Below are 21,715 nucleotides of genomic sequence, written 5' to 3'. Positions count from 1 at the left end.
GTCCCCACATGACCCGGGTGTCCGGGGACGGACCGGGCGGATGAGCGCGACGTGTGGGTCGACATATCTCATCGAGCAGCACCGGCCGAGTCAGCCTTCTTCTGCAGCGCCTCGTCCACCCAGCGCAGCAGCACGTCCGGCGGGGCGGCTCCGGATTGGCGGGAGAGCACGTTCCCCTGGTTGAGGATGAGCAGAGTCGGCACCGCCTGGACGGAGAACTTGCGGGCCGTCTCCGGCGCGGCGTCCACGTCCACTTTCACCAGCTTGAGCTTGCCGGCACGTTCCGTGGCGACCTTCTCGAGGGCAGGGCTGACCATCCGGCACGGTCCGCACCAGGTCGCCCACAAGTCCACGAGCACCACTTGCGGGGCCTTCTCGACCACCTCGGCGAAGTCCGCATCGCCCGCATCGACGATCCACGGCACGGCGCTCTTGCAGACGCCGCAGCGCGGGTACCCCGACGCGGCGGCGGGGACACGGTTCTTCTTCCCGCAGTTGGGGCAGGTCACAATCGCGCTCACGCCGTGTCCTCCTCTTCGACGGGCGCTGCGATGTTGAAGACGAGGTCGCCGTCGTGCACGTCGAGCGTGACCGTCGACCCGTCCATCACCTCCCCGCTCAGCAGCGCACGACCCAGTCGGGTCTCGATCTCATGGCTGATGTAGCGTCGCAGCGGACGCGCACCGTACACGGGGTCGTAGCCGCGGTCGGCGATGAGTTGGCGTGCCGCGGGCGTCAGCTCGATGCGGATCTGACGCTCGGCCAGCCGGGAGCGCAGGTCGGTGAACTGCAGCTCCACAATGTCCCGGATCTGTTCACGACCCAGCGGCGAGAACACCACGATGTCGTCCACCCGGTTGAGGAACTCGGGACGGAAGTGGGCGCGCAACTCACCGAGCACACTGTTTCGCACGTCGTCGGGGATCGCGCCCCCATCGGAGCCCAACAGGTGATGGGCACCGATGTTGGAGGTCATGATGACGATGGTGTTGCGGAAGTCGACGGTGCGTCCCTGGCTGTCGGTGATGCGGCCGTCGTCAAGGACCTGCAGCAGCGTGTTGAACACGTCCGGGTGCGCTTTCTCGATCTCGTCGAAAAGGACCACGCTGTACGGGTGGCGGCGCACCGCCTCGGTCAGCTGCCCTCCCTCGTCATACCCGACATACCCGGGAGGTGCACCGACCAGCCTGCTGACGGTGTGACGTTCCTGGTACTCGCTCATGTCCAGCCGGACCATCGCCGACTCGCTGTCGAACAGTGCTTGCGCGAGCGCTTTGGCCAGTTCGGTCTTTCCCACACCGGTGGGGCCGAGGAAGATGAAGGAGCCGATGGGTCGGCGCGGGTCGCGGATGCCGGAGCGGGCACGGATAATCGCGTCGCTGACGAGCGTGATGGCCTCATCCTGACCGACCACCCGCTCCTTGAGGGTGGCGTCCAGGGTGAGGATCTTGTTGCGTTCACCTTCCTGCAGCCGGGCCACGGGGATCCCCGTCCACGCTGCGACGATCTCGGCGATCTCGTCCTCGGTGACCACCTCCCGCAGCAGCCGCTGCCCGCCTTGTTTGGAGGTGAGACGCTCCTCCTCGGCGCGCAGGCGTCGTTCCGCGTCAGCGATAGCCCCGTACCGCAGTTCAGCGGCACGGTTGAGGTCGTAGGAGCGCTCAGCTTCCTCCGCCTCCCGCCGCAGCCGCTCCAGCTCACCGCGCAGCTCCTGGACCTTGCGGATCGCTTGACGCTCCGCCTCCCACTGGGCGCGCTTGGAGTCCGCCTCCGCCTTCAGGTCGGTCAGTTCCCGGCGCAGCTCCTCCAGCCGTTTCTTGCTGGCAGGGTCCGTTTCTTTCGACAGCGCCGCTTCCTCGATCTCCAGGCGGGTCACCCGCCGGGTCAGCTCGTCGAGCTCAGCGGGCATTGAGTCGATCTCGGTTCGCAGTCGCGCGCAGGCTTCGTCGATGAGGTCGATGGCCTTGTCGGGCAGGAACCGGTCGGAGATGTACCGGTGGGACAGCACGGCGGCAGCGACCAATGCGCTGTCCTGGATGCGGACACCGTGGAAGATCTCCAGTCGTTCGCGCAGGCCGCGGAGGATGGAGATCGCGTCCTCCACGTCAGGCTCCTCGACCATCACCGTCTGGAACCGGCGTTCCAGGGCAGCGTCCTTCTCGATGTGCTTGCGGTACTCATCGAGGGTGGTGGCACCGATGAGGTGCAGCTCCCCGCGGGCGAGCATCGGCTTAAGCATGTTGCCGGCGTCCATTGCCCCTTCGGTGGCTCCCGCCCCCACCAGAGTGTGGAGCTCGTCGATGAACAGCAGGATGCGTCCCTCCCCTGCCTTCACCTCTGCCAGGACTGCCTTCATTCGCTCCTCGAACTCGCCCCGGTACTTCGCGCCGGCGACCAGGGCAGACAGGTCCAGCGAGAACACGGTCTTGTCGCGAAGGCCCTCGGGCACGTCCTCACGCAAGATCCGCTGGGCAAGGCCCTCCACGATGGCGGTCTTTCCGACACCGGGCTCGCCGATGAGGACGGGGTTGTTCTTGGTCTTGCGGGAGAGGATCTGGATGACCCGGCGGATCTCCGCATCACGCCCGATGACCGGGTCAAGCTTGCCCAACCGGGCGTCAGCGACCAGGTCACGGCCGTACTTCTCCAACGCCTCGTACGTCTGCTCGGGGGTGGCGGAGTTGACGTGCTGGTTGCCGCGGATCTTGGTGAGCGCGCTGAGGAAGCTCTCCCGGGTGACACCGTGCCCGCGCAGCACGCGGGACGCGGCACGGTTGGAGGAGTCGTCGGCGAGGGCCAGAACGAGATGCTCCACGGAGATGTAGGAGTCTTTCAGCCGCTTTGCCTCCCGCTCCGCCCGTTCCAGGGTGGAGGTGAGGCTGCGGCTCAGATACACCTGACCGGTCTGCGGGGAGGACCCGGAGACGCTGGGCTTGCGGGCGATCTCCGCTTCGACGTCGGCGCGTACCGCTTCCACGTCAGCACCCGCTGTCTGCAGCAGTCGGGGAACCAGCCCCTCCTCCTGCTGGAGCAGTGCGAGCAGGAGATGCTCCTCGTCCGTTTCGATCTGACCGGCCAGGACCGCGATGCTCTGGGCCGAGGTGAGCGCTTCCTGCGACTTCTGAGTGAGTGAGTTCATGTCCATGGGGTGTCTCCTTCGAGTCGGATGGTCCGGTGCTGCTCGAGCTGCTCGATGCGGGCGAGCAGGTCGAGCACGAGTGCGATGCCGGCGTAGTTCACGGCAAGATCGGAGTGCAGACGCACGATGGTGTGCACGCGGGCGGGGACGGTACCGGCGAACCACAGCCGGCCGCTGGTGTCGACGTGGGCGGTGACCAGCCCCAGCTCGACGAACTTCCGCAGCGTATCCGGGTGGATACCTGCGGCCACGGCGGTCGCCGCCAGGTCGGCCCGGGCGACACGGACGGGCAGGTGATGTGAGGTCATGATCCTCTCCTGGCATCAAACGACGATTCGTCGCGGAGCTGTTCGAACAGCTCCTTCTCCTTCTTGCTGAGAGTGCGCGGAACGACGACCTTCACCCGCGCATACAGGTCTCCCGGCTGTCCTCTGCGGGGCATCCCCTGCCCGCGCAGGCGGAGCCGCCTGCCAGTGGACGAGCCGGGCGGAACGTGCACGGTGACCGTGCCGCCGGGCGTGGGCACGCTGACATCCGCGCCCAGCGCCGCCTCCCACGGTGAGATGGGAAGGTCCGTTTCGATGTCCGCGCCGCTGAGCCGGTACCGCTTACTGTCCTTCACGCGCAGCGTGACCAGCAGGTCCCCGTCCTGTCCGTCGGCGCCCGCTCCGCCTGCGCCCGAGATCCGCAGCCGCTGCCCGTCGACAGCGCCCGCTGGGATGTCGATGGTGTACTCCTGCGCGCCGCCGTACGGGGACGCGACCTGCACGGTGCGACGCCCGCCCCGGTAGGCCTCCTCGACGGTGATCTCCAGCTCCGCGGTGTGGTCGGCGCCGCGACCGAAACCACCGAAGCCGCCCCCGAAGAGGTCCTCCCAGTTCGAGCTCTGCGTGCCGCCCCCGCTCCACGTGTATCGGGTGCCCCCGCTGCGGCGCGGCTGCTCGGAGGAGCGAGCCGCGTCCGCGGCGGCGTACTGCCGGAAGTTCTCACCGAACCGGTCGTACTGTGAGCGGGTTTCCGGGTCCGACAGCACATCGTGGGCTTCACTGATCCGTTTGAAGGTCTCCTCCGCCCCCGGGGTCTTGTTGACGTCCGGGTGGAACTTGCGGGCCTTCTCCCGGTAGGCGCGGCGGATCTCCTTCTGATCCGCCGACCGGGAGACCCCGAGCGCGCTGTAGAGATCCTCCGCCATCTCCTACTCCTCATCCGGCCTGCGGGTGACCACGACCGCAGCCGGTCGCAGCATCCGCTCAGGCGTTCCGAACCCGGGGCGAGTGACGGCGAGGATGCTGCGCGGCGGGACGCTGGCATCCTCGACCACCGAGACCGCCTCGTGCAGCTGCGGGTCGAACTCCGCACCGTCGATGACAATCTCGGGGTACCCGAGTGCGCGCAACGCATCAGCGGCCTGCGCCCGGATGGCCTGCATGCCACCCCGAACGCCCTCGTCAAGGTCCACCCCGAAGCTGAGCGCCCGGTCCAGCCCGTCGACGACGGGCAAGAAGGCTTTGGCGGTGTGCCGCCGCTCCTGCTCGCGGACCGTCTGGATCTCGCGCGCCATCCGTTTGCGGAGGTTGTCGTAGTCCGCCGCCGCCCGGCGCCACCGGTCCTCGGCCGTCTCCAACTGGGCGGCGACCGCTGCTTGCGCGGCGCGGATCTCCTCCGGGGACACGTCGGTGAGGTCGTCGTTCAGCAGGTCCACGGCCCGCGTGTCCTCGTTCTGCTCCTCGACCATCGCGATCCTCCCTCCGTGCTACTTGTCGAATTCGGCGTCGACGACGTCGTCTTCGTCGTCCTGAGCGGGCTGCTCAGCGTGGCTGGCGTTCGCGCGGGCCGCAGCAAGGGACTGCGCTACCTGCAGCAGCTCGCCGGTGCGCTCTTTCGCTTCCTGCTCGCCGACGTTGTTCTGCACTGCCTCGCGGGCCTGCGTGATGAGCAGCTCCGCGCGGGCACGCTCGTGCTCCGGTGCAGCGTCGCCGAGCTCACGCAGTACCCGCTCGACCTGGTAGGCGGCGGAGTCCAGCTCGTTGCGGGCGTCCACGGCCTGGCGCAGCGCCTGGTCGTCAGCACGGTGCTGCTCGGCTTCCTTAATCATCCGGTCGATCTCGCCCTGGTCCAGATTCGAGGTGTCGCTGATGGTGATGCCCTGCTCGGTGCCGGTGTCCTTGTCCTTCGCCGTCACGTGCAGGATGCCGTTCGCGTCGATGTCGAAGGTGACCTCCACCTGCGCTTCACCGCGAGGAGCGGGGCGGATGCCGGTGAGCTGGAACCGGCCCAGCACCCGGTTGTCTGCGGCGTTCTCCCGCTCGCCCTGCAGGACGACGATCTCCACCGACGGCTGGTTGTCTTCGGCCGTGGAGAACACCTCGCTGCGTCGGGCGGGGATGGTGGTGTTGCGTTCGATGATCTTCGTCATCACGCCACCGCGGGTCTCCACACCCAGCGACAGCGGGGTGACATCCAGCAGCAGCACGTCGTCGACGTCGCCCTTGAGGACGCCCGCCTGGATGGCGGCGCCCACAGCGACCACCTCATCGGGGTTCACCGTCATGTTCGGCTCCTTGCCGCCGGTGAGCCGCTTGACGAGCGCTTGGACAGCGGGGATGCGGGTGGAACCGCCCACGAGGATGACCTCGTCGATATCGTTCTCGCTGACCTTCGCGTCGGCCATCGCCTGACGCACCGGACCGAGGCACCGCTCAACGAGGTCAGCGGTGAGGTCTTCGAACTTGGACCGCTTCACGGTCATGGTGAGGTGCCTGGGTCCGCTGGCGTCGGCGGTGATGAAGGGCAGGCTGACCTGGGTCTGGGACACCGAGCTGAGCTCGACCTTCGCCTTCTCGGCCGCCTCGAACAGTCGCTGCAGCGCCTGCGGGTCGTTGCGCAGGTCGATGCCGTTCTCGTTCCTGAACTCGTCGGCAAAGTAGTCCACCAGCCGGCGGTCGAAGTCGTCGCCGCCCAGGTGAGTGTCACCCGCGGTGGATCGCACTTCGACGACCCCGTCGCCCACGTCGAGGAGGCTGACATCGAACGTGCCGCCACCGAGGTCGAAAACCAGGATGGTCTCGTGGTTCTTCTTGTCCATTCCGTACGCTAGTGCGGCGGCGGTGGGCTCGTTGATGATGCGCAGCACCTCGAGCCCGGCGATGCGTCCGGCGTCCTTGGTCGCGGTGCGTTGGGCGTCGTTGAAGTAGGCGGGAACGGTGATGACGGCCTCGGTCACCTTCTCGCCGAGGAACTTGCTGGCGTCGTCGACGAGCTTGCGCAGCACCTGGGCGCTGATCTCCTCCGGCGCGTACTGCTTGCCGCGGATGTTGAACCGTGCTTCGCCGTTGGGGCCTTCCACGACGTCGAAGCCGACGGCGTTGGCTTCCTCCTTGATCTCGTCGAAGGACCGGCCGATGAACCGCTTGGCGGACGAGATGGTGCCCTTCGGGTTGAGGATGCTCTGCCGGCGGGCAAGCTGCCCCACCAGCCGTTCACCGTCCTCGGTGAAAGCGACCACCGACGGGGTAGTGCGGGCTCCCTCCACGTTCGGGATGACCTTCTCCTCGCCGGCCTCCCAGACGGCGATAACGGAGTTCGTGGTTCCCAGATCGATTCCTACTGCCTTGGCCATGATGGTTGTTCCTTTCTTGTCGCGTGAGACACGTTGCAGGGGTCGTCAAAGAGCGCGCCAGGATCGGCGCAGGCGCAGGCGCAGGGCTGAGTGCCCAGAGTCAGGAAGCAGGCTGCTTCAGGGGGATCTTTCCTGACGGCGGGCTGCTCGATGGGCATCACCACCCGCAGGACGCCCAGGTCGCAGCTGGCGGTGACGCTGTCGCTGTCGATGCCGGGCGCCAGTCCCAGCAGCCGCATGAATTGCCCGTGGGGGCCGTTCGGCGGTGAACCACTTCGCGCCGGCGGTCCCGGACTGGGCCGCTGACCGCGCGGACGGTGAGCGGCTGGCCGCCCACCCAGCTCGATGGACTCCGAGTCGATGCCTGGCAGGTTCGCCTCAGGAACGTACTCGTCGCCCTCTCGGGACAGATCGACCCACATCGAGCGCGGATCCATCTGCTGAGCGATGCGCAGGTCCGCACATGAGGTCACCATCTCACCACCCCCTCCCATTTACGCTGAGTCGCTATAACTCCACTGCCGATGTTTGTTCGACGGTCGGAGGTGTAGAACCCACCAGGACGATGTGGTCCAAGCAGAGGCGCGAACGAAACTCGTTCTGGCGCCAGCATGGACCCCACGTAGACATTTCGCAAGACATTTGCCTGACGAACGGAGCCTGACCCGCTTTTCCGGACACCGACTTTGAGGCGATGATCGTCTCGGAAGGAGTCCGTGACATGCCTGCTGCCCACCCGCCGGAGTTCCGGCGTCGAGCCCTCGATCTTGTTGCTCAGGGCAATCCCGATGCGCAGACCGCGCGTGACCTCGGGATCAGCGAATCCTGCCTTCGGAACTGGATGAACCGTGACGCTGTCGACTCCGGCCGCAAGGCCGGGGTCACCACCGACGAGCACAAGGAGCTCGTCGAGTTGCGGCGCCGGAACCGGGTGAATGGGCGAGCCGGCCGCCGTCACGGCGCGCGATCGCGGATGCGGAACTGACGACCACGATCCGCCGGATCCACTCTGACTCGCGGGAAACCTACGGTGCTCCGCGGGTGCTCGCCGAGCTCCGGCTCGGACTCGGCGTTCACGTCAGCCGCAAGCGCGTCTCGCGCGGCTGATGCGACTGGGCAGGCTGGCCGGAGTCTCGCACCGCCGGAAGCGGCGCGGCTGGAAGCCCGACACCGCCACACACGAGGACCTCGTGAAGCGGCAGTTCCGCGCTGACGCGCCCAACCGGCTCTGGTTCTGCGACATCACACAGCACCGCTCGAGAGACGGATAGGTCTACTGCGCCGCCGTCATCGACGCGTTCAGCCGCCGCATCGTCGGCTGGTCGATCAGCGACCGGATCACCGCCGAGATCGTCGTCGACGCGCGGCAACGGACTCCCTCTGGTCACGCTGATCACGCCCGGGCAGGCCGGGGACTCGCCGATGTTCCTGCCGCTGATGGCGCACCTGCGCGTCGGCCGCGACACCGGCAGGCCGCGCACCCGACCCGAGGCGGTCCGCGCCGACAAGGCGTACTCGTCCCGCGCGATCCGCGGCCATCTGCGCTCCCGTGGAATCAAGGCCGCGATCCCCGAGCCCGACGACCAGAAGGGTCATCGCAAGCGTGGCGGGTCACGAGGCGGCCGCCCGGTCGGACTCGACGCCGCCGACTACAGGAACCGGAACGTGATCGAGCGCCGATTCTGCCACACCAAGCAATGGCGAGGGCTCGCCACCCGCTACGACAAGCACGCGTTCATCTACCGCGCAGCCGTCCTCATCCACGCCGCGATCAGCTGGATTCGAACACTTGCCTCGTAACGCTCACAGATGCTGCCTCCTCGGCCCGGTGGCTGATGAAGAGAGGAATCGCTGAGACGAGGAGCACCGCAGCACCGATCCAACCACTGGCGTCCCGCAGCGTCGGGACGACGAAGATCGCTGCCGCGCCGACTGCGACAAGGACACCGGCCAGGACGCCATACAGGCGCATCCCGTAAAGCGAGATGAACGTGAGGTAGTGAGCGCCCACGATGATGAGCGAGGCCGGGAAGAACAATGAGGGCGCGAGGGTGCCGAGGGCGATCGCCACGAGCAGCCCGAGCGGCACGGTGAACGCGCTCTGCATAGCGAGCGCGTTGGAGGGGTGCTTCTTGGGCAAGAATGCCGGCCCTCCCATGGCCTTCAGCACGAGGGCGGATAGCGGAAAGATCAGCATTCCCCCGATGAACAGCACGACCATCGCCGCAGCAGCAGCAGACCCCCACTGGTAAACGGCCGCCGCCGTCACCCAGACCAGCGCAGAGACAAGCGGCCCTGAAAATCCGCCGCGATATGCACGGCGGACATCCTGCTGCGCTTCCTTCACATCCATGGGCTCATCCTCCCAGAACGGGCAATGCGCGTTTGCCCCTTTGTCAGACACGCCCTAGTCGCCAGGCCCCGCGTAGGCCGGGCACAGTGCCCGGATGAATTCATTGTCCCCGCTAGTGTGGGGCGCGTGAGCAGCGCTTCCCTTTCAGTAGGAGAGGTATTTCCGGTTAGGGGATACCCCCAGTACACGTATCAGCAGCAGGAAGCGGCTGAGCGAGCCGTGAAGCGATACGAGACTGGCGGGTCTGGCGTTCTGCTGATGTATGGCCCCAGCAAGTCGGGCAAGTCAGTTCTCGTGCGAAAAGTGTTGTCGACGGCCCTCTATGTCGAGGCGCCAAACAGTGACACTGCAGAAGGCTTATGGGCCTCGGCGAACACCAAACTGGGCACCCATACGACTCGTTCTAAGGGTGATGAGTCGTCGTCAGACGCGCATGAATTAGGTATCGGCGGCGGTTTGACTGGGATCGCTCAGCTCATCGGTTCTTCGAAGTGGACCAAGTCAAGGAAAAACAGTCGCGGCGCGACCGCTACTGATCCGAACAACATCGTTGTGACCAAGATGCTCCTAAAGAAGAAGCGGCTCCTGATCATCGATGATTTGCACATGCTGCACAGGGACGAGCAGCGAAAGATCCTTCAGAACCTCAAGCCCTTTGTGGATGCCGGCGGCCGAGTGGTTCTGATCGCATCAGGGCACCGCGCAGAGTTCATCCCTACTCTCGTGCCGAACATGGCGGGATCGTTCACGACTGTAAGGTTCGGTCTCTGGAGCGGTCCCGATCAGCTCAAACGTCTCGCACAGATCGCCAAAGATGGCTGGGTGAAGTTGAGGATGCAAGCGCCTGCGGGGCTTGCTGAAACCCTCGCTGAGAACAGCTTCGGCAGCCCACAGACTATGCAGCGGCTCAGCGCTGCTGTGGTCGAAGCGAATGGGTACGACGCCGCTGCATCTGAGCTCACCGAGATATCGGCTCCCGAAGATTGGGATGACTTCTACATGAATAGCCTCGACCCGGTTCTCTCCGAGGTTCGCTGGGTGAAGAAGCTGACGAGGGGGCCGGAGGGGAAGCCGCGCGACCACTATCCAACCCATAACTACGGCCCGGCGGATGGTTACCGGTTGATCATGCTCGCGTTGCGCGAGTTGCTTCCACAGGTTGATATTGACGTGAACGTGCTCCAGCGGCGGATCGTTGAAATCACGAAAGACGAGCCGCTACCCGGCGTGACGCTACCCTGCCCGCGCAAAGTCGAGACGGTCAAGAAGCTCGGTCTTATGTCGAAGTCGGCCGCCACTGACGTCCTAGATGAACTGGATGAGACGCAGCTCGAGGCGTTGGTCGAACAATCCGGAGCAGACCCGGTGCTCGAGTACCAGGAGCAGAACAACCAGGTCCGGATTGTCGATCCACTGTTCGCTTTCGCGCTTCGATGGTGGCCGATTTAAGAAGCGCTACCTGACCCAGGCGGGTCCGGCTTTCGACGCGTGAGGACCTTGAGGACGCGGTAGGCGTTCTTGCTGCGCTCACCGTGGGCGAAGGTTGCTACCGACGCGACGAGAGCGACGAGGCAGAAGTACGCGACGGCGAGGCTCACGGCGAGCAGCGAGGTAGGGGCGAAGCCGTCAATGAGCGGCAGAAGGTCGATAGGCACCATGTCTCCGAAACTGGCGCCGGCCCCTCGCGAACTCAGCGCCGGTCTGGAACGACAGGTCTAAGCGGGCGTGTGGCGGGCGGATCGCTCCGCATCCCTGGGATCAGATGCCTCCTGTGCCCCTGGCCCGCGAGGTGCCTGGGAGAAGACAGCCAATCCGAGGCCGCCGTACGTCCCGAGTTGCGGCGCCCTTCGCCGCAAACGGGAGAGTAAAACCGGCCCACTCTGAAAGCAGGCCGTACATCCAACTGATGGGTCGTTCTCCCGGACTCCCTGACCACAATGGCCTACTACCGGTTCGAATCCACCATCTTTCGTGGAGGATCCCAGTTTACATTGCGTATGCGACATCGGGTAAGGCCCGCCAGAAACGATCGATTTCGGTGGCCCGATGGAAGTTGCCTGCCGCAAGTGCGACACGCCGAGGATCGACGCGCCGTAACCCCCTGCCGAAACCCAAACGCACCGAAACGGGTGGTGTACCGTTTGCGACCGGAGTACTGTCCGTGAACCGCGAGGGGTCAAGGCGTGGGGTTTTCACCGTTCGGACGACGTCGTTCGAGGGTCAGCCGAACGATCTGGGTCATCTGCCCCAGCTTCTCCTCGGCCGCTCGGATGCTGATCTCGATGCCGTCCACTTCTCCAAGCCAGCCCATCCTCTTCGCCTCGGCAAGCCGTTCGTGGAGGTTGGCCAGGATGGATTCGAAACGCTGGCGTTGTGCCGGGTCCGGTCGTAGCATCGGGCAGCGGATACACGCGTGCTCGTGAATGCAGGGCGTTCCGTAGCCGCGTGAGCAGGACCCGAGTTCGACCTTGCGTTTGGAGAAGTGTGCGTGGAACTCCTCGAGCTCGGTCGCCGACGGATCGCGGTAGTCCTCTACTGGTCTCGACGCTCATCGACGATCAACGAACTGGCGGAAGTGTCGAGCGGCGTCTTCATCGAAAACTGCCGCGTATCCCTGGGTCGTGGAGAGATTCAGGTGTCCCATCACCTTGGCGAGGATGTGCACGGGTAGTCCCGATCTCAGAGCGTCCGTCGCGAACAGACGCCTGAAGTCGTGCGCAGTCAGACGAGTCTCAGGGGTGTCGAGGCCGGCCACTTGCACGGCATAAGCGACGAAGTTCTTGAAAGCGGCAGGGGAGAACACGCGGCGAACGTCGCCGTCTTTCCACTGGAAGAGGAACGGCAGTGGCGGGGAGAAATCTCGCTCGAGTGAGTCGTAGCGGATCACCAGGGGCACCTGATGTTCATCGCCGCGCGCTCTTTGGCGGAGATGAGCGAGAACATGTGCGAGCTCGGGAGAGACGAGTAGTACGCGTCCCCGATCCGATTTTGATGGGACGACCTGCAGCAAGAGCATCTTCTCACCCGTCGACGCTTCATAGGTGAATAATGCTGTGGCTGTGAGCTCCGCGACTTCTTCCTGACGCATGCCCGTTTCGTGCATGACGTGGACGATGGCCCAGGACCAGAACGCTCGTTCTGCGATCCGTGCCTGGAAAGTGCGCTCACCTGTCGCGAGGTCTCGAATCGGGACCGCGGTCATCGACACACCGGGGCCTGCACCCGTCTCGCGAAGGTACGCTCGCCCAGCCCACTCGAATCGCTCTCCGAGAGGAGTCGTGGTCGCCGCGCGCAGAAGTGACTCCTGATGCTCGAGGTCTGTGTCGATGGCGGCGAGGAGCTTCGGGACTCTAGGCGCGATCTTGCGGACTCGTTGATGGTGGGCGGCGATCACCCGTCTTCTGTGTTTCTGGTGGCCGGCGGTGTCGATCTGGGAGACGATGCTCGCAGTCGACCACGACGCCCAGTAGGCGTCGTGCGTGGCCCACACGGCGATGTCGAGGTACATGGCGCGCACCGCGAAGAGGGTGCGATAGCGGTTCTTCAGGCGTCCGACCGATTCCGTCTTCCACCAGTCAGCCACCTCCGGCGCGACACGTAGGTCGGCTTGCTCGGGATTGCGCGAGCGAATCTCCATCCAGAAGTTCCGGAGCAGTTCAGTCGACATCGCCTGCAGAGTTGGGTAGTCCACGCCCGGTGCTCGCGACCTGAGGTAGCGCGTGAACATCTCTGCGACGGCGGGCGGTTCGATCTTGTTCCTCGCGACCATCGCGGCTGCATCCGGCCTCGGCGACTTCGCGAGCTGGCGAAGAGGCGGGAGGTCGGGCGGAACGATGCCAAGCCGTTTAAGGATCTCGAGCGCGTCTGCGAGCCCGCGGCGGATGGGCTTGCGGGCGACGGCAGCGGAGGCCACGACGTCGTCGGCCGTGATCTCTCTGAGGTGTTTGCCGGTCGCCACCTGGAGGATCAGCATGGCTCGCAGTGTGTCTCGTGCGGCATCGGTGGGGAAGCCTTCGAGCGACCACGGCGAGAAGCCGTCGAGACGGATGCGACCCACTCGGTTGAGGAACTCTGCACTCGGCCGAAGAGCGTCGAGGCGAATGAAGATCGACACGGCTATGCCGGGGCTCGTGGCAAGTTCGCGAGCGACTTCGTTGAGGCCAGGGAAGGCGTCGTGCCAGGTCAGGCTCGGCATGTTCTCGACCCCGCTTGCGTCCCAGCGCCGTTGCCAGGTCTCGCCGGGGAAGGTCATCAGCGTATCGATGAAGATCTGAACGATCGGGCGATAGTCGTTTCGGATGCCATCGTCGTACGGCGTGTGAGGGATCGCGGCGTTGAGGAACACGCCGGGGCGCGCTCGTCCTCGAGACGGCCGGCGATGTCGACGGAGTTGCGGCGCTGTAGGCGCTGCTTCGATCGGGTCTTCCGTCTCGATGAGGTCTTTCACCATGATGCGTCCCCCAGAAGTTCGTCAAGATCGGAGCTGTCGTACGTCAACGCCGGAGCCTCCGGCGCGGGCCTAGGCTCTGACCGCGCCCGAAGGTGCTGAGCGACGCGCTCGATGATGTCGTCGTCATGCTGTTGGAGGTACTCCTGGGTCGTGGACAGATGCAGGTGGCCGAGAATGCGTTGGATGTCGCTAAGTGTCAGAGCGGGGTCGTTGGACATCCGCACGGCTGCAGTGTGCCGAAGGCCGTGAAGGCGCACCTTCGCATCTATCTCGAGGCCGACCCTGTTGAACATCGCTCTGGCAGCGTCATACCCGAACGGCCGATACGGGCGTCGATTCGTCCACCACACCGGGTTGCCCTTCGCGAGTAAATCGGGCGGCAGCGACTCTTGGTACAGCCGCAGCCACAGGAACGCGTTGGACGAGGCTGGCAGAGCCTGCTTCGCGCGAGTGCCCTTCCGCTCTACCGTGATGCGCTGGGATCCTGGGTCAACGTCTTCGAGATTCATCCCGAGCAGCTCTGAGGGGCGAGCCGCGCTGGAGAGGTAGAACTCGACGAGGGCTCGATCCCGCGTATTGCGGATGGTCTGAAGGATCTCGGCGACGCGCGACTCAACGATCAATCGAGGTGCTGTCTTCGGGACCTTCTGACGAAAGTCGGCCCGACGGTCGCGTCGGAACGCCAGTTCAGGGTTGTGGTGAGCGTTCAGCCCTCTGCCGCTATCGGCACGGCGCGCCGGTACGGGATTGATGATCGGACCGCGCTGTTGCGCAAGCTGATAGTCATAGAAGGCCGAGATCACGGCGAGGTTGTGATTCAGCGTCCGAGGCGAAAGCGGCCGAGGGCTCAGCGCTGAGGGTTGGCGACAGGCGAGCACGAAGTCGCGCACTGTCTCGCGTGCTGCGCGCTCCCAGTCCGCGCGCTCGAGCGCGAGGTGACGAAACCACCTCAGCAGGCCGTACGCGTACGACCGGCAGCTCGATTCAGCGTTCCCACGTGCCCAGAAGTCGAGCATGAAGTCCGAGACTGCGGCGATAACCGCGCCATCACCATCGATGACAGCCCAGAAGGGAGGGTCATCGAGGGCCAGTACGGCGCCGACACGGGTTCTCTCGCTCATCTAGTCGAGCATCGCATTGAGAACCGATAGGAGAGAGGCTTAGTTCGGTATACACACCTTCTCCATCCGCGCGTTGACGATCGGTCCGCCCTTGGGACGGTTCGCCGGCTTCTGCCAGTCCCAGCGCACGAGCTCCAGGATCCGCCCCTCGCCGCGATCGCGCACGATCGGCGCATCCTGCGTGCGAGCGACCGAGTAGGCACCGGCCCACGACTTCCACCAGTCCTCGGGCTTGCCGCCATCGGCGACGTACTCCCGGATCAGCTCGTCGGTCTTGGCGTCGTTCGCGAATCGGCCGCACATGTGAGCGACCCTACGCCCGAGGTGGCGAGGACCGCTAAGTGTCGCCGAGTGCAGCGTTAATCGCCAAGCACTGCACTCGCCCCGTTCGGAGGCGGTTCCGAGCGCTCTTCGTAAACCTCCACGTCGTCGAGCACAAGTAGGATCGCGCTCGTGACCTCACCGGACCCAGTCGATCTCGCCCGCCGTCTCATCGCAGTTCTCGGCCCGACGCTCGTCTCGACGCTCGCCGGATCGCGCGATACCAGAGCAGCGCTGGATTGGAGCGAAGACGACGGCGCGCGTCCAGACGCGGACGCGGTCCGTCGCCTCGAGTGCGCGGACGCGGTATGGCGTGCCGTCAGCGACGCTGAAGGTGACCAGGTAGCGCGACTGTGGTTCATTGGCGGCAACCCGTTCCTCGGCGGCGATGACACCGTGATAACGGCGATCCGCGAGGGACGGTTCAACGAGGTTGTCGGCGCCGCTCAGGCGCTGGTGGATGGATCCTTCTCGGGATGATCAGTTCGCGCGTTCGTCCTCAACCAGGGCCCGAAGTGCAGCATGCATCTCGGTTCGAGCATCCTCGGGCGATAGCTCGCGGATAAGGATCCGCCGAGCACGGTCGAGATCCGCTGCGGTGGGCTGCTGTCCTTCGAGCTGCTGCCCTTTCTCCACAAGAGCGAGAGCACGGTCGACCTCTGATGAACTTAGAGGCTGCTGATCCATCCTCCTCCTTTGGTTGTCTTGTCGGAGTGACGTCTAAGCCGAATCCCGGTTGCACGAGCTGTTTAGCACAGTCTGGTCTCGAGGTTGCGGTCGAACAACACCGTCGCGATAGTCGTAGCCATGCGGTAGCGGCGATGTAGCGCCAAAGTTGGAGTGCGAACTATCCTTTGAACAGGGATTTTCGACGGCGGTAGCTGTGTAGCTCGCTGAGGGGAGTTGTCGTCATCGGGGGAGCGGTGGCCAGCTGCTGATCGTTGCTGCGGTTTACAGGAGAGACGTATCTCAGAGCTACAAAGCTACACTCCATGAAAAATCCTGTTTGCACGGCAAATAATGTGTAGCAGAGCGGTAGCTCGCCAGCGACCTTGCGCTACCGCCCGCTACGCGTCAGCTACCTCGCCTCCTTCACTTTCGTGCGTACCCGCTGAGGTGCTGGCCACGCTTGGGCATTGGCCAACGACCTGCGAGCAGGCGAAGACGTTCGTTCTCCAAGGAAGGATCGTCGTCCCAGTATTTCCTGCCCCAACGCCAGCCGCCGACCATTCTGATGGCGTGCTTTAGCTGCTGAGCAAAGCCGTGCGCGGGCTTCACGCGCTGGGTGCCGTAATATGCCTCTTCTTCATTGACCCACCGATCGTACAGAGCCTCAAGTAGTGAGTACGGAACATACGATGCGGTGAAGCGAGGCATGAACAGCAGCACGAAGCACAATATGTCGGCGTGCGCACCCTTCGTGAAGAAGGGGCCACTGTGACCAGAGTGCCGGGGCCTCTGACGATCGATGTGGGTGAGCAGCCGACTCGTGCTGTTCTCAACTGCTGCCATCGTTGCGATGTGCAGCTCCTCCAGCTGCGCTCGCACGCTGATTGGACGCTCTGCGGGAGACTCGACGTCCATCCACTCGGCGACTGTCATTAGCGTCTCGCTGCCACTCTTGTAGCTACTAACCACGTGCACGCTGATCGGGATGTCATTCTCGCGAAGGCGCCGTACTGCCTTCAACGTAGCTACATCGACGCTCCCGGCAATCAGCTCCATCGACTGGGTCTGATTCAAGGTTGGAGGCATCGGCATGCCGAAGTACTCTTCGAATGCCTCGCCGAGCGAGGGCCGCCTTGACGCCAACGGTCCCATACGGTTCCGCATGTACTCGTCAAAGATGCTCTCCAAGGCTGCGCGGTCGAGTGTGTCGACCCATGCCCCATACGCGACGAGCTGTCCGACTGCATCAGCCTTCGCACGGCCTCTTTTGCACTCTGATGTGATCGTTGAGCCCGTAGCTCTGAGCTTGAGCAGATCCAACACGTGACCGTCCGGCGTTCTTACCTGTCGGCCGATGATCATGGTTCTCTCGCCGGTCAGCTCTGGTGTGGCCTCGATCATCTCTTCGAGATCCATCTCGTATCTCAACTCAACTGGATCGAGCGGTTCGAGACTGCTTTTCCCGAGTCTCCAAAGCGAATCGGGGCCAGCAATACGGCGGACACTCATGCCGTGACTCCTGTCACTGCGTCATCGTGCCGGTAGCGGGCTTGAACGTGGAGCTTGGTGGTTGTGTTCATCCTGGGACCTTAAGGGCGACCGCAGACATCTCTGGCGTCTAGACGGCAGTTCCGGTCACGGCCGATCGCGCGGTTCGTTCATGCTTGGATCTGGAGGCCTCCCAGTGGCCCTCAACTGGCCACTATATGGTCACTACCGAGGGACTGAGGAACAGAATGGCCTCAAACCGGCCCTCATATGGCCCGGAAGAGGCCAACTCACGGCCAAAAAACGGCCATCGAAGTGAGTGGGCGCGAGGAGTCCACTATGTGGCCAACCGGAGGCCACTCGAAGGCCACTGGTGGCCAAGCGAATCGACTTGCCGGCTCTCGCGAAACAGAGGCGACGACCGTTGATATGACGCCGCTGGACTGCAACCATCCCTCGCGCTAGGTCCATCGCTCAGCCTCCAGAATCTCCGCTAGGGCGTCGATCCCTCCACCATCTCGGAACCATTGAACTGGAGTCTGCTTGCCCTCAGCGACCATCTCGGATTGCGGCGTTGACATCAGCCCGGCCACCGAGAGCCAGCGGTTTGCAGCAACGAGCGCGATGATCTCGGCTAGGTGCGGGAGAAGTTTCCCAGGAGATGACAAGCTGAATTGCCAGGCCGGGAAGCGACGCTTGCCGGCGATATCGACTGCGTAGATTCGCCCGGTGCTCACGAGCTGCTCTAGTTCGTCGTCGCTGAGGTCGAGGAAGCCTCGCACGTCATCCTCAGACATACTCCGATGGAGCTCCGCGACCAGGGCGTTCGCGGCACCAGCGGGCAATGCGCCGCGTCGAACCCGCGTTGCGATGTCGTCGAACTCCTCGGGAGTGAACTCCCCGGACGAGATGAGGAAGTCGATCTCTTCCGGGGCTAGCGACGGCTCATCCGTCATCGGACGTTCGGCAAGGAGCGACTCGGTTAACGCCCGGGCGACGTAATCGCCGTCTGCATTGAGACGGGCGATTGCATCCCCAAGTGCGCGCATCGCGTCCTCAGAGGGTCGAGGTTGCAGGCGAACGGTAGCCTTCGATTGAGGTTCATCAGCGGTCATACGACCAGCGTAGAAGTAGCCGCGGACGGAGGAGGAGCAGTCGCACTCGGCTGCTCCTCCTCCGTGCGAGCTCTAGAGTTCGAGCGCGTCTCGAGGCTTTTCGACGTGAGTCGAAGCTGGCCCGAGCTTCGCTCTGATTTCGCTACGCATCTTGATCCGATCTGCTTCGAACCGCGTGCGAATCGGCTTCCCTGCAACGGTTGTCCTGTCAAGCCAGCGCTCGAAGAACGGCGGGAGGCTGTCGAGACGCTGATTGTTCAATGCCAAACGATCGCGCTCGGCCGCAGCTTCTTCGCGAGCGCGTTCTGCCTTCAGGTGCGCCTCGCGTGCGCGCAATGATGAGGTTCTCGCCGCCGCAGCTTCATCGTCCGCTCTTGCTCGCGCGGCAGCAGCTTCCCGATGGCGCTCGGCGACCTGCGTCTCGCGTTCGGCGAGCTCCTTCTCTCGCTCATCCAGCACGGTGGAGCGCTTCGCGAGGCGCTTGTTTCTCTGCAGGCTCACGTCGAGCTCGAACTCGAGGGCACTCGCTGCATCACGTAGCCGGTCCGCCTTGGCCTGGAACTCGCTGCTGCTGAGGTGCTCTCGTGATCGTTCGGTAACTCGATACTCGACGTCGTAGCCTGCAGCGGCCACGGCGTCCCGTACTTCCCGGTGTTGCCGTTTGAGGTCTGCCGGCCCCTTGAAGAATTCCTTCTGGGCAAGCCTTCCGTCAGGCGTGATGGGGGTGATCATGAGCTGCAGCCCGGGATTCACCTCATCTAGGTGCATCGACATGCCAATGATGTTCTCCTCTCCGAACTCGCCACGCGCCCAGCGGATCGCAGCATGCGTGTACTCGGCTGCTCGACGATTCAACCCCTCCTCGCGCCAGTCGGGGTTGTACTGCTCGAACCACTTCGGATCAAGCTGGAGCACCACACCTCGGATGAGCACGGCATCCCTCCGCAGCGCGCGCTGGACCGTGCTGAGACGCTGCTGAAGATAGTCATCGAATTCGTCGCTCGGCGGTCGGCCATCAACCGACTGGGGACGCCTGTAGCCACCGTTTCCGTCGTTTACAAAGGTGCTGTTCAGCTTGGTGCGGTCGGCCACGATGTTGGGGTTCGCCTGGGGGAAGTCGAAGCCGGCTGCTTGATCGACGTCTCTCGCGATGTGTCGGAAGAAGGCCTTGGCGTGCCCTCCGCGCCCCACTTTGTGGGAGACGTCATAGGTCATTGTGTAGCTCATGCTTCACTCCTGTCTGGATGGCCGAGACGAAGCCCCGCAGGGACCCTGGTGCTTCGGAGGAGCAGAACGCGCGCCAAAGTGTATGGGGCTACACCTTTTCTTGAGATGAGATTGCGCCGCACGCGCACCGACAAGCACACGAGGGGGCGGGGTGCGAGTGAGCTCCGCCCCGGGGCTGAGCCGTCTGAGGCTCCATGATTTGTTCTGCCCGAGCAGGTGCGGTCCACGAAGGTCGGCTCCGTACTGCGCGGCTCACGTCGCGAGCGATGTCTTCGAGTAGAACATGCCGCCCAGTCACCGGGTGCGGTCTCGAGCGGTGCTGGCGCGAGTTCAGATTGCATGTCTTCCTTTCCTGGTTCGGGTAGCGGTGTGGCATCGGCCGCGCCGCTACCCGAACCTTCAGATGCTGAGGTGGTCTCTTCAGTCGTCGTCTTCGTCTGGGGTCGTGCCCGCACTCTGGGTACGCAGGAGGCCCTTGTAGTTCGTCTTGAGCGTTGGCAAGCAACGACGGTTGGGGTCGCTGCCCGAGTAGTTCGTGTTCATCCAGTCGGTAAGCCCGAGATCATCGATCAGGGGCTCGGGCGACGACATCCGTGTGCCGGGTCGGACCGAGGTGTTAGTGGGGGACCAAGCAGTTGACGACTTCAGATGCTCGCGGAGCGTCTCCGTGAACTGATTGAGTCCTTCGACAGTGCCACTCGGTTCGACGCGGCTATACCAGCCCTTGTAGGCGTCGTAGAGGAAGCTCCATGGCAGGAGGTCCCATACGAACTGATCCTCGTGTTCCTCCCACCAGCCGACGACCTTGTTGTTGGTTGTGAACCAGCGGTCGAGTGCCTGCTTCGACACAATCGGCTCGTCGAAGGCGGTGTGAGTCATCTGGAGAGCGCGCTTCAGGACGTAACCAAGCACCTCGGGATCTCGCAGGTACTTCAACTTGATGTCGACGTTCTCCGAGCCGCTGAAGTCCTTGGTCATCGGCACGAGAAGCATGCGGCGCTTCACGGATTTCGATTTGTCCTTGATACGCGGGCTTGTTTCATTGAGGCAATGCACCTCGATGCCGTTCCAGCGCATGTGAATCACGTCTTTACCTTTGAACTCGACCTGGAAGACGTCGCCAGTTACGCAGGCCTTCCAGTCGTCGGTCCTCGACGCGAAGGCGCCCACCGGATTCTCATCGACGAGGTTGACACTCCGAGTGATCAGGTCGCCCAGTCCGAACCTGTCGCCGAATCGAGCCAACGAGATGGAAGCGCAAGCGGCTTCGCCCACAAGATTGCGGAGGAGGCTCACCAGCGTGCCCTTGCCGCCGTTACCGTCAGTGCCCACGAGGAATACGGACTTGTTCCAGGGATGGTGTGGGCGCAGAGTCGAGCTCACCACCTGCCATAGCAGCTCGGGTATGCCCTCGTCGTCGGACAGGCTGTTGAACCACTCCTCGACTTCCCACTCCGTTCCGTCGCTCTGCTTGATACGGGGACTTTGCGCGGTGGGGTCGTAGTCACGCTGGATCTTGGACAGAAAGACCCACTCAGGTGAGAACTCTCGAAGTTCCTGCGTCGCGTGATCGAACACGCCGTTAGCTACCGGAATCAGACGAGGCTCCTGCGTGCGCATCACGATAGGCGCGTGCGTGCGCAACTTCCGGAGGGTCGATTCGACTCCGGCGTCGGTGAAGGACGGACGGAGTTCGCTGACCAGCTTCTTCAGTCTCGGCACGTTCGTGTTGTATAGGCCGCGGAGCGGTCCATCGTGCTCATAGATCGCCAGCACTCCGCTGTTCTCACCACCGTGTCCGCCAGTGAGGTCGACCGTCACAAGGCGATGCCGGGAGAGAAGGATCTGGATCACCGAGAACTCGTCGAGCCGATGCATGGGCGCGAGCGTCGGAGCAGATGAGTGCTTCCGCCCCATGTTCTCGAGCGCGATCTCTGCGTTAATCCGGGTCAGCGCACTGTCGCGCAGTTCCTGCGGAGAGACATACCTTCGGTGCTGAATCGATTCCAGGTAGGTCGTGACTGCCCGTTCGGTGAGAGTCTCAACCGATGCGCGCGCCTGTTTAGGTCCGCCACGACGGGAGTTGACTCTCGAATCCTGCTCCGGTTCCTCGATAGAATCGAAAGCGACGCCGCCAAGTGTCTCTTCCGCCTCAGTGTTTTCCGCGCTGGGGCGGATCTCGTTGTTGGTCACTTGTTGCGACCTCCAGAGAA

Annotated in this window: 21 protein-coding genes and 1 pseudogene; 5 read left to right on the top strand and 17 right to left on the bottom strand. The window is 64.0% G+C overall.

Annotated elements, in window-relative coordinates:
- Window positions 1–68: 68 nt before the first annotated feature.
- The 7 genes from trxA to AB0310_RS06035 are packed head-to-tail and all read right to left on the bottom strand — an operon-like array spanning window position 69 to window position 7,180.
- Entirely contained in the window at window positions 69–521 is a 453-nt protein-coding gene (trxA, locus tag AB0310_RS06065; protein WP_113681182.1) for a thioredoxin, read from the bottom strand.
- Window positions 518–3,145 carry an ATP-dependent chaperone ClpB gene (gene clpB / locus AB0310_RS06060; RefSeq protein WP_113681183.1) on the bottom strand — a complete coding sequence of 876 codons (2,628 nt, stop codon included), beginning with the start codon at window positions 3,143–3,145 and terminating at the stop codon, window positions 518–520. Before clpB ends, trxA begins: the two co-directional genes overlap by 4 nt.
- Entirely contained in the window at window positions 3,136–3,447 is a 312-nt protein-coding gene (locus AB0310_RS06055; protein WP_087132767.1) for a chaperone modulator CbpM, read from the bottom strand. Before AB0310_RS06055 ends, clpB begins: the two co-directional genes overlap by 10 nt.
- The gene (locus tag AB0310_RS06050) at window positions 3,444–4,331 is read right to left on the bottom strand and encodes a DnaJ C-terminal domain-containing protein (RefSeq protein ID WP_366236779.1); all 888 of its coding nucleotides are present in this window, start codon (window positions 4,329–4,331) and stop codon (window positions 3,444–3,446) included. Before AB0310_RS06050 ends, AB0310_RS06055 begins: the two co-directional genes overlap by 4 nt.
- Before the next feature lie 3 nt (window positions 4,332–4,334).
- Entirely contained in the window at window positions 4,335–4,874 is a 540-nt protein-coding gene (locus tag AB0310_RS06045) for a nucleotide exchange factor GrpE (protein ID WP_366236778.1), read from the bottom strand.
- An 18-nt stretch (window positions 4,875–4,892) separates the two neighbouring features.
- Window positions 4,893–6,758: a molecular chaperone DnaK gene (dnaK, locus tag AB0310_RS06040; RefSeq protein WP_366236777.1), complete on the bottom strand. Its 1,866-nt coding sequence runs from the start codon at window positions 6,756–6,758 to the stop codon at window positions 4,893–4,895.
- Window positions 6,743–7,180 carry an Hsp20/alpha crystallin family protein gene (locus AB0310_RS06035; protein ID WP_366236926.1) on the bottom strand — a complete coding sequence of 146 codons (438 nt, stop codon included), beginning with the start codon at window positions 7,178–7,180 and terminating at the stop codon, window positions 6,743–6,745. Before AB0310_RS06035 ends, dnaK begins: the two co-directional genes overlap by 16 nt.
- Before the next feature lie 299 nt (window positions 7,181–7,479).
- Here AB0310_RS06035 and AB0310_RS06030 point away from each other — a divergent pair, with 299 nt between their 5' ends.
- The 3 genes and pseudogenes from AB0310_RS06030 to AB0310_RS06020 form a co-directional block, all read left to right on the top strand.
- Entirely contained in the window at window positions 7,480–7,743 is a 264-nt protein-coding gene (locus AB0310_RS06030; protein WP_164734079.1) for a transposase, read from the top strand.
- The gene (locus AB0310_RS06025; RefSeq protein ID WP_113681201.1) at window positions 7,725–7,865 is read left to right on the top strand and encodes a helix-turn-helix domain-containing protein; all 141 of its coding nucleotides are present in this window, start codon (window positions 7,725–7,727) and stop codon (window positions 7,863–7,865) included. The genes AB0310_RS06030 and AB0310_RS06025 overlap by 19 nt, the downstream gene beginning before the upstream one ends.
- 129 nt (window positions 7,866–7,994) lie before the next feature.
- Window positions 7,995–8,558, top strand: a pseudogene (locus AB0310_RS06020) (transposase); the annotation flags it as partial.
- Here AB0310_RS06020 and AB0310_RS06015 read toward each other — a convergent pair.
- A complete protein-coding gene (locus tag AB0310_RS06015) occupies window positions 8,530–9,111 on the bottom strand; it encodes a DUF7010 family protein (RefSeq protein ID WP_366236776.1) in 582 nt (193 codons plus the stop codon). The pseudogene AB0310_RS06020 and the gene AB0310_RS06015 sit on opposite strands and share 29 nt — an antisense overlap.
- 126 nt (window positions 9,112–9,237) lie before the next feature.
- Here AB0310_RS06015 and AB0310_RS06010 point away from each other — a divergent pair, with 126 nt between their 5' ends.
- On the top strand, window positions 9,238–10,560 hold the full coding sequence (locus AB0310_RS06010; protein ID WP_366236775.1) for a hypothetical protein: 1,323 nt from the start codon (window positions 9,238–9,240) through the stop codon (window positions 10,558–10,560).
- Here AB0310_RS06010 and AB0310_RS06005 read toward each other — a convergent pair.
- The 5 genes from AB0310_RS06005 to AB0310_RS05985 all read right to left on the bottom strand — a co-directional run bounded on the left by AB0310_RS06005 (window position 10,557) and on the right by AB0310_RS05985 (window position 14,985).
- On the bottom strand, window positions 10,557–10,769 hold the full coding sequence (locus AB0310_RS06005) for a hypothetical protein (protein WP_366236774.1): 213 nt from the start codon (window positions 10,767–10,769) through the stop codon (window positions 10,557–10,559). The genes AB0310_RS06010 and AB0310_RS06005 overlap by 4 nt on opposite strands.
- A 518-nt stretch (window positions 10,770–11,287) precedes the next feature.
- Complete coding sequence (locus AB0310_RS06000; protein ID WP_146008274.1) at window positions 11,288–11,506, bottom strand: hypothetical protein; 219 nt, start codon at window positions 11,504–11,506, stop codon at window positions 11,288–11,290.
- Window positions 11,507–11,659: 153 nt separating this feature from the next.
- Window positions 11,660–13,561, bottom strand: a complete 1,902-nt coding sequence (locus tag AB0310_RS05995) for a site-specific integrase (protein WP_366236773.1) — start codon at window positions 13,559–13,561, stop codon at window positions 11,660–11,662.
- Window positions 13,555–14,682, bottom strand: a complete 1,128-nt coding sequence (locus tag AB0310_RS05990; protein WP_363447550.1) for a tyrosine-type recombinase/integrase — start codon at window positions 14,680–14,682, stop codon at window positions 13,555–13,557. Before AB0310_RS05990 ends, AB0310_RS05995 begins: the two co-directional genes overlap by 7 nt.
- A 39-nt stretch (window positions 14,683–14,721) precedes the next feature.
- Window positions 14,722–14,985 (bottom strand): SOS response-associated peptidase family protein, encoded by a 264-nt coding sequence (locus tag AB0310_RS05985; RefSeq protein WP_025103721.1) that lies wholly within the window; start codon window positions 14,983–14,985, stop codon window positions 14,722–14,724.
- Window positions 14,986–15,135: 150 nt separating this feature from the next.
- Between AB0310_RS05985 and AB0310_RS05980 the strand changes: the two genes are divergently transcribed.
- On the top strand, window positions 15,136–15,483 hold the full coding sequence (locus tag AB0310_RS05980; protein WP_366236772.1) for a hypothetical protein: 348 nt from the start codon (window positions 15,136–15,138) through the stop codon (window positions 15,481–15,483).
- Between the two features lie 612 nt (window positions 15,484–16,095).
- On the opposite strand, the gene AB0310_RS05975 is transcribed toward AB0310_RS05980, so the two are convergent.
- The 4 genes from AB0310_RS05975 to AB0310_RS05960 all read right to left on the bottom strand — a co-directional run bounded on the left by AB0310_RS05975 (window position 16,096) and on the right by AB0310_RS05960 (window position 21,695).
- Window positions 16,096–17,181, bottom strand: coding sequence for a hypothetical protein (locus AB0310_RS05975; RefSeq protein WP_366236771.1), 1,086 nt, complete (start codon window positions 17,179–17,181; stop codon window positions 16,096–16,098).
- Window positions 17,182–17,621: 440 nt separating this feature from the next.
- Window positions 17,622–18,275, bottom strand: coding sequence for a hypothetical protein (locus AB0310_RS05970; RefSeq protein ID WP_366236770.1), 654 nt, complete (start codon window positions 18,273–18,275; stop codon window positions 17,622–17,624).
- Between the two features lie 72 nt (window positions 18,276–18,347).
- Window positions 18,348–19,502, bottom strand: coding sequence for a plasmid recombination protein (locus tag AB0310_RS05965; protein ID WP_366236769.1), 1,155 nt, complete (start codon window positions 19,500–19,502; stop codon window positions 18,348–18,350).
- A gap of 420 nt (window positions 19,503–19,922) precedes the next feature.
- Window positions 19,923–21,695 (bottom strand): DNA primase family protein, encoded by a 1,773-nt coding sequence (locus tag AB0310_RS05960; RefSeq protein WP_366236768.1) that lies wholly within the window; start codon window positions 21,693–21,695, stop codon window positions 19,923–19,925.
- Between the last annotated feature and the right edge of the window lie 20 nt (window positions 21,696–21,715).

The sequence above is a fragment of the Microbacterium meiriae genome (assembly GCF_040702565.1).
Classification (GTDB): domain Bacteria; phylum Actinomycetota; class Actinomycetes; order Actinomycetales; family Microbacteriaceae; genus Microbacterium; species Microbacterium meiriae.
The sequence above is the reverse complement of the archived record's forward strand: the minus strand, read 5'-3'. Positions and strand labels throughout refer to the sequence as shown.

Bases quoted from the DNA above. Each gene is read 5' to 3' on its own strand.
- AB0310_RS05975 (WP_366236771.1), bottom strand. From the start codon at position 17,181: ATGAGTGTCCGCCGTATTGCTGGCCCCGATTCGCTTTGGAGACTCGGG.
- AB0310_RS05970 (WP_366236770.1), bottom strand. From the start codon at position 18,275: ATGACCGCTGATGAACCTCAATCGAAGGCTACCGTTCGCCTGCAACCT.
- AB0310_RS06045 (WP_366236778.1), bottom strand. From the start codon at position 4,874: ATGGTCGAGGAGCAGAACGAGGACACGCGGGCCGTGGACCTGCTGAAC.
- AB0310_RS06035 (WP_366236926.1), bottom strand. From the start codon at position 7,180: ATGTGGGTCGATCTGTCCCGAGAGGGCGACGAGTACGTTCCTGAGGCG.
- clpB (WP_113681183.1), bottom strand. From the start codon at position 3,145: ATGGACATGAACTCACTCACTCAGAAGTCGCAGGAAGCGCTCACCTCG.
- AB0310_RS06030 (WP_164734079.1), top strand. From the start codon at position 7,480: ATGCCTGCTGCCCACCCGCCGGAGTTCCGGCGTCGAGCCCTCGATCTT.
- AB0310_RS06005 (WP_366236774.1), bottom strand. From the start codon at position 10,769: ATGGTGCCTATCGACCTTCTGCCGCTCATTGACGGCTTCGCCCCTACC.
- AB0310_RS05995 (WP_366236773.1), bottom strand. From the start codon at position 13,561: ATGGTGAAAGACCTCATCGAGACGGAAGACCCGATCGAAGCAGCGCCT.
- dnaK (WP_366236777.1), bottom strand. From the start codon at position 6,758: ATGGCCAAGGCAGTAGGAATCGATCTGGGAACCACGAACTCCGTTATC.
- AB0310_RS05985 (WP_025103721.1), bottom strand. From the start codon at position 14,985: ATGTGCGGCCGATTCGCGAACGACGCCAAGACCGACGAGCTGATCCGG.
- AB0310_RS05990 (WP_363447550.1), bottom strand. From the start codon at position 14,682: ATGAGCGAGAGAACCCGTGTCGGCGCCGTACTGGCCCTCGATGACCCT.
- AB0310_RS06000 (WP_146008274.1), bottom strand. From the start codon at position 11,506: ATGCTACGACCGGACCCGGCACAACGCCAGCGTTTCGAATCCATCCTG.
- AB0310_RS06055 (WP_087132767.1), bottom strand. From the start codon at position 3,447: ATGACCTCACATCACCTGCCCGTCCGTGTCGCCCGGGCCGACCTGGCG.
- AB0310_RS06050 (WP_366236779.1), bottom strand. From the start codon at position 4,331: ATGGCGGAGGATCTCTACAGCGCGCTCGGGGTCTCCCGGTCGGCGGAT.
- AB0310_RS05965 (WP_366236769.1), bottom strand. From the start codon at position 19,502: ATGAGCTACACAATGACCTATGACGTCTCCCACAAAGTGGGGCGCGGA.
- AB0310_RS06015 (WP_366236776.1), bottom strand. From the start codon at position 9,111: ATGGATGTGAAGGAAGCGCAGCAGGATGTCCGCCGTGCATATCGCGGC.